The sequence below is a fragment of the Plantactinospora alkalitolerans genome (assembly GCF_015690345.1).
GTDB classification, from domain to species: Bacteria; Actinomycetota; Actinomycetes; order Mycobacteriales; family Micromonosporaceae; genus Plantactinospora; species Plantactinospora alkalitolerans.
This window is the reverse complement of record NZ_JADPUN010000280.1, coordinates 1-13,343: the sequence shown is the minus strand read 5'-3', so window position 1 is coordinate 13,343 and position 13,343 is coordinate 1. Positions and strand designations below refer to the sequence as shown.

The window sequence follows — 13,343 nt, the reverse complement described above, 5'->3', positions numbered from 1 at the left end:
CCTCGGCCCCGAGGGAGCAGATCGGCCCCAGCCCGCCGGATGGGCGGGTGCGCATCCGGGGCACGGGAACCCGGCCCGACTCGCGTACGGTTCCGGCGTACGGCGGGGGTGAGCGGGCGCCGGTTCCGGAGCCCGCGGATGGAACCGGCGGGACGGGGAGGGGAGCGACGTGAACCGGCGCGGTCTGCAGGTGGTGCTCGGACTCCTGGCCACCGTCGCGGTGGCCTCGGGCCTGGCCGGAATGCTGGTCGGGCCGGCGGCGCTCCCCGGAGCCGGGCCGGTGGACGCCACTGTGGACAGTGGGTTCCGGTACGCCAGCACGTTCTGGTTCGCCGCCGGTGTCCTGGCCTGGTGGGCGGTGCCACGGGTGGAACGCGCCGGCACGGTGTTGCGACTGACCCTCGGCGTGGTGATCCTCGGCGGATTCGCCAGGCTGCTGGCCGTGCTCGCCTCGGGGTGGCCGCACCCGGTCTATCTCGGCACGCTCGTCGTCGAACTCGTGGTGGTTCCGTTGGTGCTGCTGTGGCAGGCCGGTGTCGCCAGGGCCGCCCGCCGGACGCAGCCCGGGGGTCCGGACGACGGTCGCCCGTTGTGACCCTGGCGGATCGCCGGCCATCCTGGCAGCCTTCTGTGCAGATTCGGCGATGACCCCAGGAGGTAGCACCATCAGCGCCCTGAAGGTTCTCTACGTCGGCGGCAGCGGGATCATCAGCTCCGCCTGTTCCCAGCTCGCGGTCGAGCGCGGCATCGAACTCACCGTACTCAACCGGGGCACCACCATCCGGCGGCCGCTGCCGGCGGAGGCGACCGTGCTGCGGGCGGACATCCGCGACCCCGACTCGGTCCGCGCGGCGCTGGGCACCCGGGAGTTCGACGCGGTCGTCGACTGGATCGGGTTCACCCCGGGCCAGGTCCGGACCAGCATGGAACTGTTCCGGGAGCGCACCGGCCAGTACGTCTTCATCAGCTCGGCGTCGGCCTACCAGACGCCGCCCGCCCGGCTGCCGGTCGTGGAGTCGACGCCGCTGCGCAACCCCTTCTGGCAGTACTCCCGGGACAAGATCGCCTGTGAGGACCTACTCGTCCGGGCGTACCGGGACGAGGGGTTCCCGGCCACGATCATCCGACCGTCACACACGTACGACCGCACCCTGGTGCCGTTCGACGGTGGCTGGACGGTGCTGGACCGGATGCGGCGGGGCCGGGAGATCGTCGTGCACGGAGACGGCACGTCACTGTGGACCCTCACCCATCACACGGACTTCGCGAAGGGCCTGGTCCCACTGCTCGGCAACCCGGCCGCGGTCGGCGACGTCTTCCACATCACCTCCGACGAGGCGCTGACCTGGAACCAGATCGCCGAGACGCTGGCCGCGGCGGCGGGGGTGCCGGCCCGGATCGTGCACGTGCCGTCGGACGCCATCGCGGCGGCCGACCCCAACTGGGGTGCCGCGCTGCTCGGCGACAAGGCGCACTCGATGGTGTTCGACAACACCAAGCTGCGCGGCCTGGTACCCGACTACGTGGCGACCGTGCCGTTCGCGCACGGCGCGCGCGAGATCGTGGACTGGCACGACGCCGACCCGGCCCGGCGGCGGATCGACACCCGGCTGGACGCGGTGATGGACCGCCTCGTCGAGGAGTACCGGGTGCGGGACCTGATTCCGGCCGGCGGCGACGCCGGGTAACCGGGCGGGACCGGCGGAGGAGTCGCCGGCGGGAGCCCGGTCAGGACCGGGCTCCCGCCGGCAGACCACGGGCGCGTACCGATTGGAGCCAGGCGTCGACCCGGGCCGTGTCGGGCGCGGCGGGCAGCGGGGTACGGCTGATCGCCTCGTCCAGTTCGGCGTGCAGGGCCAGCCGCCAGCTCTCCACCGCCGACCAGGCGACCTCGCCCCGGCGTACGGCCAGCAGCCGGTCGCGGTGCGCGCCGACGTCGAGGGTCAGCCGGCCGTGCCGGAGCAGGTCGCCCGCCGAGAGGAGCAGCCGGAGCAGGTGCATCACGTGCTTCCACCGGGGTTGGCCGTACTGCCGCAGGTCGGCTTCGATCTTCTTGAACTGGCTGAGTACGTAGCCGGAGTAGGTCTGGTAGGCCAGTTGGGAGAGGAAGGCGGGCCGCAGCGCGAGGAGTTCCTCACCGATCGGGGTGAGGGTGAGCACGATGCCCGAGTGCAGCACCTCCAGCAGGTTCGGATTGGCCTTCAGCGCCAGCTCGCAGAAGCGCTCGACCTCCCAGGAGAACTGGTCCGGCCCCGGTCCCTCCAGGTGGCTCGGCGGCTTGGTCAGCGACCAGAACGCCGGTGTGGGCGCGACGTAGACGCCTCGGATGTCGGTGTCGGATCCCTCGGTGTCCAGGCCGAAGGCGCGGGAGCCGACGACAGCGGCGTAGACGGTGTGCCGGGCGAGCAGATCCGTTCCGTCCACGGCCGGCGGGCCGGTACCGACCGCCGCGGTCTGCTGGTGTGCCTTGCGCAGCGCGAGCTGTCCGCGGGTACTCCGTAACCGCCGGCCGTCGGCGAGCTGGACCAGGTAGTCGTCGTCCGTCTCGTCGTACCCGACGACCCGGCCGGTGGCGCCGCGTTGCACCCGTACGCCCTCGGTGTCGGCGGCGGTCTGCCGGAGCACCACCTGGGTGCCGGCCGGTAGCCGGGGCGCCGACGCTGGTTTCCTCGACATGGTCATGATGCTGCCGTACCAGCGGTCCCGCCCGGCACCGGGAGTCACACCCGTCCCGGCAGCCCCACCGGTCGGTCCTGTCGTACCCGGCGGCGACAATCGGGTGATGTTCCTCGCCACGCCGCCCGATCGGGCCGGACGGTCCGCAGCCCCGACCGGCGGAGTGGGTACGCTCGCTACCGGCGTGGGGCCCGGCCCGACGGCCAGTGCCCGACCACCGGTGCATACCGGCAATTCTGGGAGTTCACCTCGTTGACTGCACAGCCTGAAATCCTGTACGGAGCCGACGACCTCACCCATCTCGAGGGTCTGGACGCGGTCCGGAAGCGGCCCGGTATGTACATCGGGTCGACCGACAGCCGTGGTGTGGGTCACCTCTTCAACGAGATCGTGGACAATTCCACGGACGAGGGTGTCGCCGGTCACGCGACCCGGGTCGAGGTGACGCTGCACGCCGACGGGTCGGTGCAGGTCGACGACGACGGTCGGGGCATCCCGACGGACGTGCACGCCAAGTCCGGGCTCTCCGGTGTCGAGCTGGTCCTCACCCGGCTGCACGCGGGTGGCAAGTTCGGTGGCTCCGGCTACAAGACCTCCGGCGGCCTGCACGGCGTGGGCGCCTCGGCGGTCAACGCCCTGTCCCGGCGGTTCGACGTGACCGTCCGGCGCGGCGGGCAGATCCACCAGATGTCGTTCCAGCACGGCGTCCCCGGGGTCTTCGACGCCTCGGGTCCGGGTGCGGCCTTCACCGCGCGCCCGGGGCTGCGGCTGCTCGGCAAGTTGAAGCGTGGCGAGTCCACCGGCACCTCCATCCGCTACTGGTACGACGCCCGCTACTTCGAGACGGGTGCCGGGCTCGACGTCGAGGCCGTCCGGGCGAAGTTGCGGCACACCGCGTTCCTGGTGCCCGGCGTGACGTACGTGCTGCGGGACGCCACCGGCGGTGCGATCAGCGCGGAGACGTTCCACTTCCCGAACGGCCTCACCGACATGGTGGACTTCCTGGCCCCGTCGGCGGACAAGCCGGTCTCCGGCACGCTGCTGATCACCGGGACGGGCACCTACCGGGAGAACGCCGCCGACGCCAACGGGGTGATGCAGAGCAACGTCGAGCGCCGGGCCGAGGTCGAGGTCGCGTTCCGCTGGGGCACCGGCTACGACCGGACCGTCGAGTGCTTCACCAACACGATCCGGAACGTGCACGGCGGCACCCACCGCAAGGGCTTCGAGCGCGGCGCCGTACGGGCCCTGGTCGACGCCATCCGCAACGCCCGCGGCCTGCTCAAGCCGAAGGAGGATCCGCCGGTCCTCGACGACATCCTGGAGGGCATCACCGCGGTCGTGCACGTGCGGATTCCCGAGCCGCAGTTCACCTCGCAGACCAAGGACGAACTCTCCACCGCTCCGGTGACCAAGGTCGTCCAGGCGGTCGTCGAGCAGCACATCCGGGCCTGGCTGGAGGATCGGAAGACCAAGGCCGAGGCTCGTACGGTGCTGCAGAAGATCGTCGACGCGGCCCGGGTCCGGCTCACCCAGAAGCAGCAGAAGGACGCCGCCCGGCGGAAGACCGCGCTGGAGGGCGCGTCGATGCCGCCGAAGCTGGTGGACTGCCGCTCCACCGGGGTCGAGCGGAGCGAGTTGTTCATCGTCGAGGGAGACAGCGCCCTGGGTACCGCCCGGATGGCCCGCTCCTCGGAGTACCAGGCGCTGCTGCCCATCCGGGGAAAGATCCTCAACGTCCAGAAGGCCAGCCTGCAACAGGTGCTGGACAACGCGGAGTGCTCGGCGATCATCCAGGTGCTCGGCGCCGGCTCGGGACGTACCTTCGATCCCGCGTCGTTGCGGTACGGGCGCATCCTGATCATGGCGGACGCGGACGTCGACGGCTCGCACATCCGTACCCTGCTGATCACACTGTTCGCGAAGTACATGCGGCCGGTGATCGAGGCCGGCCGGTTGTACGCGGCGGTGCCTCCACTGCACAAGGTCAGCACCAGGGGCCGGAACCCGGAGACCTTCTACACCTACACCCAGGCGGAGATGGTCAGCACCGTGGGCCGGCTGGAGAAGGCCCGCAAGCAGGTCGTCACCCCGATTCCCCGGTTCAAGGGGCTCGGCGAGATGGACGCCGACGAACTCTGGGACACCACGATGAACCCGGCCAGCCGTTCGGTCCGGCGGATCACCATGGACGACGCCGAGGCGGCCGAGGAAGTCCTCGAACTGCTGATGGGTGAGCGGGTCGAGCCCCGGAGGAACTGGCTCATCGAGTCGGCGAACCGGGTCGACCAGGACGCGATCGACGCCTGAGGCGTCGCCCAGCGGGCAGGGTTCGAACGACAGCGGCCGGGCGTACCGGCCGAGCGACGGAAGAGAGCGCGAAGTCATGGCACGCCGCACGGGCAAGGGACCGAAGGTCGACCTGTCCGCCTTCGACCAGGCGGGGGCACGGATCCTCGACAACCCACTGGCCACCGAGGTCGAGGACTCCTACCTGGAGTACGCCTTCTCGGTGATCCACTCGCGGGCCCTGCCGGACGCCCGGGACGGGCTGAAGCCGGTGCACCGGCGCATCCTGTTCTCGATGAGCGAGCAGGGCTACCGGCCGGACCGGGCCCACGTGAAGTCTGCCCGAGTTGTCGGGGATGTGATGGGAAAGTACCATCCACACGGCGATACCGCGATTTACGACGCCATGGTCCGGTTGGCGCAGGACTTCTCGCTCAACGCCCCACTCATCGACGGGCATGGAAATTTTGGATCCCCGGACGATGGACCGGCCGCGGCGCGTTACACGGAAGCGCGGATGTCGCGGGAGGCGATGCTGCTGGTCGGCGAGCTCGGCGAGGGCACCGTCGACTTCCGGCCGAACTACGACGGCTCGCTGACCGAGCCGGCGGTGCTGCCGGCGGCGTTCCCGAACCTGCTGGTCAACGGCACCTCGGGGATCGCGGTCGGGATGGCCACGAACATGATCCCGCACAACCTCGGTGAGGTCGTCGCGGCGGCCCGCTGGCTGATCGACCACCCGGACGCGTCCCTGGACCGGCTGATGGAGTTCGTTCCCGGCCCGGACCTGCCGACCGGCGGAATGCTGCTCGGCCTGGACGAGGTGCGCAAGGCGTACGAGACCGGCCGGGGTGTGGTGCGGATGCGGGCCCGGGTCGAGACCGGACCGCTGGAGGGCAGCCGGGGCCGGCAGGCGATCACGGTGGTCGAACTGCCGTACGGGGTGGGCGCCGAGAAGATCATCGAGGCGATCACCGACGAGGTGCGCGGTAAGATGATCACGTCCGGCCCGCGCAAGGGGCAGCGGCAGGCGGCCCGGTTGCAGGGCATCGCCGACGTCAAGGACCTCACCGACCGGGAGAACGGCACCCGCCTGGTCATCGAGTGCAAGGTCGGGGTCAACCCGCAGGCACTGCTGGCCGACCTCTACCGGCTCACGCCGCTGGAGCAGTCGTTCGGGGTCAACAACCTCGTCCTGGTGGACGGGCAGCCGCAGACCCTCGGGCTCAAGCGCCTGCTCGAAGTCTTCCTGGCCCACCGGTACGAGGTGGTGACCCGGCGCAGCACGTTCCGGCGGCAGAAGCGGCGGGACCGGCTGCACCTGGTCGACGGCCTGCTGATGGCGCTGCTCGACATCGACGAGGTCGTCCGGCTGATCCGGGGCAGCGAGAACGCCCAGGCAGCCAAGGAGGGCCTGATGACCCAGTTCGGGCTCTCCGAGATCCAGGCCGGCTACATCCTGGACACCCCGCTGCGCCGGCTCACCAAGTTCGACCGGATCGAGTTGGAGGTCGAGCGGGAACGGCTGCGGGACGAGATCTCCGCCCTGTCGGCGATCCTGGACGACGACGCCGTGCTCCGCAAGGTGGTCTCCGACGAGTTGGCGGCCGTGGTCAAGGACTTCGCGGCGAAGCGGCGTACCACCCTGATCGACGGTGACCTCAAGGAGGTGCTGGCCGCCTCCGTACCGGCCGGTCCGCTGGAGGTCGCCGACGATCCGTGCCAGGTGATCCTCTCCGCGACCGGACTGGTCGCCCGGACCGCCGCCGAGTCCGAGGAGAGTTCCGAGGGGCGCCGCCGCAACGGCCGGACCAAGCACGACGCGGTACGCGCGGTCGTACACACCACCGCACGCGGTCAGGTGCTTCTGGTGACCAGCACGGGGCGGGCGTTCAAGACCGACGTACTCCCGCTCCCGGTGCTGCCGGAGCAGGCCGGCACGGTGTCGCTCAGCGGCGGCATGTCCACCTCGGAACTCGTGCCGCTGGAGCCGGGGGAGACGGTGGTCGGCCTGGCACCGCTCGGTGACCGTGACGCCGGCTCGCCCGGCCTGGCCCTCGGTACCCGCCAGGGCGTGGTCAAGGTCTGCGCCCCCGACTGGCCGGTCCGGTCGGACGAGTTCGAGGTGATCGGCCTGCGCGAGGACGACGAGGTGATCGGTGCCACCTGGCTCACCGACGGCGCGGAGACGCTGGTCTTCGTCACCTCGGACGCCTCGCTGCTCCGGTTCCCGGCCAAACTCGTCCGGCCGCAGGGCGCCAAGGGCGGCGGCATGGCCGGCATCAACCTCGGTGCCGACGCCGAGGTGGTCTTCTTCGGCGCGGTCCGCACCGACGAGGACGAGCACGGCGAGCCGATGGTGGTCACCTCCAGCGGCAGCGGGGTGAAGGTCACCCCGTTCGCCCTCTATCCGGCGAAGGGCCGGGCGACCGGCGGAGTCCGGGCGCAGCGCTTCCTCAAGGGCGAGTCCCGGCTGGTCGTCGCCTGGGTCGGTCCGCGCCCGGTGGGCATCAGCAAGCGCGGCGAGCCGATGTCGCTGCCCGAGATCGACCCCCGCCGCGACGGCTCCGGCGCGGCGATGTTCGGCCCCGACAAGGTAGGCCACCTCATCGAGCGCGGCTGACGGGTAAGGAAGGGCCCCTTCTTATCGTTTTCTGTGGCAGAAGGGCCCCTTGTTAACCGGGATGCCGGCGTACGGGCGGCTCGGCGTCGGTGACGTCGGCGACGGTGCTGGGAAGTGCGGCCAGCGCCTCGTCGGCGTCGAGTGCGACGGCGGCGCCGTGCTCGCCGGTGCCGAGTGTGATGGTCCGGCCACGGATCCGTTCGTCGGCCACCACCGGCCAGACCGTGTGGGCGCCGAACGGGGTGATCGTGCCGCGCTCGTAGCCGGTGGCCGCCTTGGCCTCGTCGGCGCCGGGCAGGGATAGCCGGTTGACGCCGAGCACCGCGCGCAGTTTCGGCCAGGAGATGACCCGGTCGCCGGGTACCAGGACGAAGACAAAGTCCTGCGCGCCCCGGCGTACGACGATGGTCTTCACGACGTCCGGGACCGCGACCCCGATCACCTCGGCGGCCTCGGCCACGCTGCGCACCGGGCCGTGCCGGATCACCCGGTGCGGGATTCCGGCCGAGGTGAGGGCGTCGAGGGCGGCACCGGACATGACTGCACCGTACCGCGCCGATCTGGCGGCTCCGGTCTGATCCAACACGGCGGAGTAGCGTGGCCCCGGCTGGACGTCCGGACATCGAGGCGAGGGCCGGAACCATTCGTGGGCGACGGGCCGGTCATGGCGGCGTGGGCACGAGTCGTACGGCCACGACCACGGTTCGCGCCGCGAAGCACCGAATCAAAGGTTAAGGAAGGAACGACGATGTTCAGTGACTCGACCACCAAGCCGCAAGCCCCGGTGCCCCCGTCCTCCGGCGAGGAGGGCGGGCCCATCGGCCGGGAGATCCGGCTCGCCGCCCGCCCAACCGGCGAGCCCGGTCCGGAGAACTTCGAACTGGTCCGCAGCACGGTGCCGGCGTTGCGACACAACCAGATCCTGGTCCGGAACACCTGGATGTCGGTCGACCCGTACATGCGGGGCCGGATGGACGACCGGAAGTCGTACATCTCGCCGTTCCGGCTCGGCGCCGTGCTGGAGGGCGGGGCGATCGGCGAGGTCGTCTCGTCCCAGGTGGAGGGCATCTCGGTCGGGGCGACCGTCTCCCACTTCCTCGGCTGGCGCGAGTACGCCGTACTGGACGGTGCGGACGCGACCGTCGTCGACACGACGATCGCGCCCGCCGAGGCGTACCTGGGGGTGCTCGGCACGCCCGGCCTGACCGCGTACGTCGCACTCACCGACACCGCCCCGGTACGTCCTGGCGACGTCGTCTTCGTCTCGGCGGCTGCGGGTGCGGTCGGCACCGTCGCCGGGCAACTCGCCCGCAAGTTGGGTGCCAGCAGGGTGATCGGTTCGGCCGGGGGGCCGGAGAAGGCGCGCCGCCTGGTCGATGACTTCGGGTTCGACGCGGGGATCGACTATCGGGCCGGCTCGGTCGCGAGCCAGTTGGCGGCGGTCGCGCCCGGTGGCATCGATGTCTACCTGGACAACGTCGGCGGCGACCATCTCGCGGCCGCCCTCGGCGCCCTGCACGTGGGTGGCCGGGTCGCGCTGGTCGGCGCGATCAGCACCTACAACGCCACCGCGCCGGTGCCCGGTCCGGCCAACCTCTCGCTGGCCGTGGGTAAGCGGCTCACCCTGCGGGGGATGCTCGTGACCGACCACCTCGAGCGGCTCACCGAGTACATCGCGCTGGCTGCCGGCTGGCTGACCGACGGCACGCTCTGCGCTGAGACGACCGTGTTGGAGGGCATCGAGCAGGCGCCCGCCGCCTTCCTGGGCATGCTTCGAGGCGCCAACACCGGCAAGATGCTCGTCCGGCTCGGCGACTGACCGCCGGGTCAGAGGAGGCGGTGAGACAGACGATCGACCGCCGGGGCGGGTGACGGCGCGAAACAAATCGGCAACCTTCTCTGATTCATTGTCGAAACACACCCCTTACAGACTCGGCGTCCCATGGATCTTCACACCGGGGGCGGCGTGAACGGGCGAATCAGGAAACTCGGTCTCCGCGGTCATGCCGGCGACGGGCGTTGCGAGGAGGCGGCATGAACGATCATGAGCAGTCCGCGGTGAGTCGTCGGGGTTTTCTGCGCGCGGTCGGGGTCAGCGGCGGGGCGGGCGCGATGCTCGCCACGATGGGCGCCCTGGGGCTCGCTCCGAGCGCCGCCGCCTCGCTGGTACCGGCCTTCCGCGCGCCGACCCGGTCGGACTTCCACCTGACCGGCCGGTCAGGAGCCCGGGTCGTGGTCCTCGGTGGCGGCGTCGCCGGCCTCGCGGTCGCGTACGAGCTCGGCAAGGCGGGGTACGACTGCACCGTGCTGGAGGCGCGAAGCCGGGCCGGCGGCCGGAACCTGACCATCCGGGGCGGATCGGTGGAGACCGATCTCGACGGTCACACCCAGCGGGCGAAGTTCTCCGACGGCGTCTACCTCAACGCCGGGCCGGGCCGGATAGCGCAGTGGATGGTCACCATGGACTACTGCCGCGAACTGGGCGTGCCGGTGGAGGTTTTCACGAACGCCAACGCGGACGCGTGGATCTACAACGAGTCGGCCGGCATGACGGCCCCGGTACGCTACCGCACCGCCAAGGCCGACGTGTACGGCTACGTCTCCGAGCTGCTGGCGAAGGCGACCGACCAGGGCGCGCTGGACGACCGGCTCAGCGGCGAGGACAAGCAGCGGCTGCTGTCGTTCCTCCAGAGCTACGGCGCGATCGGTGGTCGCGCCAACGGCTGGGCGTACACGGGCACCGGTCGGCGAGGGTACTTCGAGTATCCGGGTGCGGGGAACGACGAGGGCGTTCCGTTGGGTGCCCCACCGCCGCTGGCCGACGTCTTCGCCAGCAACGTCGGCCGGTACTTCTCCTTCGAGCTCGGCTACGACCAGGCGATGCTGATGTTCCAGCCGGTCGGCGGGATGGACCAGATCCCCAGGGCGCTGGGCAAGGCCGTCGGCACGCGTCGCATCCGGCTCGGCGCCGAGGTGACCGGGGTGACGGACCGGGGTGGCAAGGTCGAGGTGACGTATCGGCAGGGTGGCCGGGACCGGATGGTCGAGGCGGACTTCTGCGTGGCGACGATGCCGCCGCACCTGATGGCCCGGGTGCCGCACAACCTCGGCACCGACGTGACCGCCGCGCTCGCCAGCTTCCCGACCACTGCCTCCGGGAAGATCGGGCTGGAGTACCGCAGCCGCTGGTGGGAGTTGGACCAGCGCATCTACGGGGGGATCACGGAGACCGATCTCGACCTGTCGCACATCTGGTACCCGTCGTCCGGCTTCCACGGCCGGCGCGGGCTGATCGTCGGCTACTACAACACCGGGGCGAACGCGCGGGCGTACAGCGCCCTGACCCCGGCCCAGCGGCAGGAGCGGGCGGTCGCCCAGGGAGTGAAGATCCACGGCGCCAAGTACCGCACCGAGCTGGCGACCTCGTACTCGCACGCCTGGGACCGCACCCGCTACCTGGAGGGGGCCTGGACCTCTCCGCCACACGGCACCGCCGGATACAACCTGCTGCTCCGGCCGGCTGGCCGGGTCTACTTCGCCGGGGACTGGCTCAGCCACGAGACGGCCTGGCAGCACGGCTCGTTCGTCTCCGCCCGGACGGTGGTCACCGCGCTGCACGGACGGGTGATGGCGAACTGAACGCGCCGCCGGGCGGCGGCTCGTCGTGGGCGCCGCTGCCCGGCGGTGGAAGGCGAGGAAGGCCGGGTTCGGCGCGGCGGGCCGGTACCCGGCGCGGCGCGGGGCGGGTTCAGAGCAGCGGTGCGACGTCCCGGGTGATCGGCACGGCCAGTACGGTCGGGCCGTCCGTGCCGAGCGCGGTCCGGAAGGCTGCCCGGAACTCGTCGACCGTCCCCACCTGGTCGGCCGTGCAGCCGTAGCCGCGGGCAATGCCGGGGATGTCGAGCCCCGGCAGTTCCAGGCCGGGCACCCCCGGCGCGCGCTCCAACTCGGCAAAGGCCTTCAGGACGCCGTACTCCCGGTTGACCGGCACCACGAACACCACCGGCAGCCGTTGTTGGGCCGCCGTCCAGAGCGCCTGCGGGGAGTACTGGAACGAACCGTCCCCGATCACCCCGATCACCGGCCGGTGCCGCCCGGTGTCCCGCTCGGCCAGCGCGATGCCGACCGCCGCCGGCAGGGCGAAGCCCAGACCGCCGCTGGACATCTTGAAGTACGACGCGGGCCGGGTGATGGTCAGTTGCCGGTGCAGCGCGCTGAGGTTGGACGGGGACTCCGGTACGACGATGCCGTCCGTCGGCCACTCGTCGGCGAGAGCGGCGAAGAGCGCCTCCGGGGCGAGCGGGACGCCGGGCTCGGTGGCCGGCGGGCCGGGCCGGGCCGGCGGCATCGGCCGGTCCATCGGAGGCAGCTGCGCGGCCAGCGCGGCGCAGGCGAGCGTGACGTCCCCGACCAGGCTGTCCCCGACCGGTGCCCGGGCCGCCTCGGCGGGATCGTCGGTGATGTGCAGCAGCCGGGTGCCCCCGGGGAGGTAGCCCTGGGCACCCGGGACGTACGGGTAGTAGCGGAACACCGGTGCCCCGATCACCAGCACCGTGTCGTGGCCGGCCAGTTTCTCGGCGAGCGGCCCGATGGCCGGCGGGAGCAGGCCCTGGAACTGCGGGTGGTCCTGTGGAAAGCCGATGCGGTCCGCGAACGGCGGCTGCCAGACCGGCGCCCTCAGCCGCTCGGCCAGGGCGACGGCCTCGGCCCAGCCGCCGCTGCGGTCGATGCCGGAGCCGATCACCAGCATCGGGTTCCGGCTTTGCGCGAGGATCTCGGCGAACTGGGCCAGTACCTCCGGATCGGGTGCGACCCTGGTGCTCACCCGGCGTACCACCGGGGGGCCGGAAGCCGGTTCGTCCCAGTCGTCGAGCGGCAGCGACAGGTAGACCGGGCCGGCCGGCGCCTGCACGGCGGTGGCGTACGCCCGCATGAACGCCTCCGGAATGTCCTGGGCACGCAGTGGTTCATGGCTCCATTTGACGTACGGCTCGGGTAACTGGGTCGGGCGCACATTCGTCAGCATCGGTTCGAACAAAGCCATCGTCCGCGTCTGCTGACCAGCGCTGATGATCATCGGTGTCCTGTTGTGCCAGGCGGTGACGAGGCTGCCCATTCCATTTCCGGTGCCGGGTGCGGTGTGCAGGTTGACGTGTACGGGCCTTCCGCTCGCCTGGGCGTAGCCGTCCGCCATCGCGACCGCGGAGGCCTCCTGGAGGGCCAGTACGTAGGTGAAGTCGGCCGGAAAGTTCTTCAGGAATGGCTCCTCGGTTGACCCGGGGTTGCCGAACACGGTGGTCAGGCCGAGGGAACGGAGCAGGTCGTAGGTCGCTTCGTGCACCGTTGTCATCGGAAGGAGCCTCCTGGAGTCCTCGTCCCACGGGCGGACCACCGGGCTAACCCGCTCATTTCCGTCATACCGTACGCAGACATGATCATGCCGCTTTATCCGTACGGCCCGTCGGGGCGCCGGGGCGTGGAGAGATCGGGCGAAATCACGCCGCCAATCACTGTTTCCGCTGCTGAGAGGGGTTGGCATTGACCGAACCGGGCCAGTAATCTCGGCGAGTCTGGTCCGGCCCTGCCGTTGCCATCGGGTGACACCGGAGCAGACCCGTCGAGTCGTTAAGTAACGAACCGGGGACCCATAGTTATCTGGGGTGAATCCGCGAGCCACGGCCCGCGGTAGGGCGGCCTTCCCGCCCGAATCCGTCAGCTAACCCGGTAGGCGGAGTCGGAAGGAGAACCTGTACGT

General features: G+C 70.9%; 9 protein-coding genes and 1 riboswitch. Of the genes, 6 read left to right on the top strand and 3 right to left on the bottom strand.

The features are described 5' to 3' along the window. Positions 1-169: 169 nt before the first annotated feature. Both I0C86_RS32445 and I0C86_RS32440 read left to right on the top strand, forming a co-directional pair. Positions 170-595, top strand: coding sequence for a DUF4345 domain-containing protein (locus I0C86_RS32445; RefSeq protein WP_196205118.1), 426 nt, complete (start codon positions 170-172; stop codon positions 593-595). A gap of 49 nt (positions 596-644) precedes the next feature. After that, complete coding sequence (locus I0C86_RS32440; RefSeq protein ID WP_196205117.1) at positions 645-1,688, top strand: SDR family oxidoreductase; 1,044 nt, start codon at positions 645-647, stop codon at positions 1,686-1,688. Positions 1,689-1,728: 40 nt separating this feature from the next. Here the strand turns inward: I0C86_RS32440 and I0C86_RS32435 are convergent, their stop codons facing one another. Continuing rightward, positions 1,729-2,676, bottom strand: coding sequence for a nucleotidyltransferase domain-containing protein (locus tag I0C86_RS32435; RefSeq protein ID WP_196205116.1), 948 nt, complete (start codon positions 2,674-2,676; stop codon positions 1,729-1,731). Between the two features lie 252 nt (positions 2,677-2,928). Here I0C86_RS32435 and I0C86_RS32430 point away from each other — a divergent pair, with 252 nt between their 5' ends. Continuing rightward, positions 2,929-4,986: a DNA gyrase/topoisomerase IV subunit B gene (locus I0C86_RS32430; protein WP_196205115.1), complete on the top strand. Its 2,058-nt coding sequence runs from the start codon at positions 2,929-2,931 to the stop codon at positions 4,984-4,986. Positions 4,987-5,062: 76 nt separating this feature from the next. Then, positions 5,063-7,588 (top strand): DNA gyrase/topoisomerase IV subunit A, encoded by a 2,526-nt coding sequence (locus I0C86_RS32425; RefSeq protein WP_196205114.1) that lies wholly within the window; start codon positions 5,063-5,065, stop codon positions 7,586-7,588. 52 nt (positions 7,589-7,640) lie between these two features. Here I0C86_RS32425 and I0C86_RS32420 read toward each other — a convergent pair whose 3' ends face one another. Beyond that, positions 7,641-8,126: an aminoacyl-tRNA deacylase gene (locus I0C86_RS32420; protein WP_196205113.1), complete on the bottom strand. Its 486-nt coding sequence runs from the start codon at positions 8,124-8,126 to the stop codon at positions 7,641-7,643. Positions 8,127-8,336: 210 nt separating this feature from the next. Here I0C86_RS32420 and I0C86_RS32415 point away from each other — a divergent pair, with 210 nt between their 5' ends. Together I0C86_RS32415 and I0C86_RS32410 are read left to right on the top strand one after the other, a co-directional pair. Further along, the gene (locus I0C86_RS32415) at positions 8,337-9,407 is read left to right on the top strand and encodes an NADP-dependent oxidoreductase (protein ID WP_196205112.1); all 1,071 of its coding nucleotides are present in this window, start codon (positions 8,337-8,339) and stop codon (positions 9,405-9,407) included. Between the two features lie 215 nt (positions 9,408-9,622). After that, positions 9,623-11,227, top strand: a complete 1,605-nt coding sequence (locus tag I0C86_RS32410) for a flavin monoamine oxidase family protein (protein WP_196205111.1) — start codon at positions 9,623-9,625, stop codon at positions 11,225-11,227. 109 nt (positions 11,228-11,336) lie between these two features. Here the strand turns inward: I0C86_RS32410 and mdlC are convergent, their stop codons facing one another. Further along, positions 11,337-12,938 carry a benzoylformate decarboxylase gene (gene mdlC / locus I0C86_RS32405; protein WP_196205110.1) on the bottom strand — a complete coding sequence of 534 codons (1,602 nt, stop codon included), beginning with the start codon at positions 12,936-12,938 and terminating at the stop codon, positions 11,337-11,339. Between the two features lie 255 nt (positions 12,939-13,193). After that, a riboswitch (cyclic di-AMP (ydaO/yuaA leader) is annotated at positions 13,194-13,334 on the top strand. Positions 13,335-13,343 lie beyond the last annotated feature (9 nt).

Excerpts from the sequence above, each read along its gene's own strand:
- I0C86_RS32420 (WP_196205113.1), bottom strand. The coding sequence starts at position 8,126 with ATGTCCGGTGCCGCCCTCGACGCCCTCACCTCGGCCGGAATCCCGCAC.
- mdlC (WP_196205110.1), bottom strand. The coding sequence starts at position 12,938 with ATGACAACGGTGCACGAAGCGACCTACGACCTGCTCCGTTCCCTCGGC.
- I0C86_RS32415 (WP_196205112.1), top strand. The coding sequence starts at position 8,337 with ATGTTCAGTGACTCGACCACCAAGCCGCAAGCCCCGGTGCCCCCGTCC.
- I0C86_RS32435 (WP_196205116.1), bottom strand. The coding sequence starts at position 2,676 with ATGTCGAGGAAACCAGCGTCGGCGCCCCGGCTACCGGCCGGCACCCAG.
- I0C86_RS32440 (WP_196205117.1), top strand. The coding sequence starts at position 645 with ATGACCCCAGGAGGTAGCACCATCAGCGCCCTGAAGGTTCTCTACGTC.
- I0C86_RS32425 (WP_196205114.1), top strand. The coding sequence starts at position 5,063 with ATGGCACGCCGCACGGGCAAGGGACCGAAGGTCGACCTGTCCGCCTTC.
- I0C86_RS32410 (WP_196205111.1), top strand. The coding sequence starts at position 9,623 with ATGAACGATCATGAGCAGTCCGCGGTGAGTCGTCGGGGTTTTCTGCGC.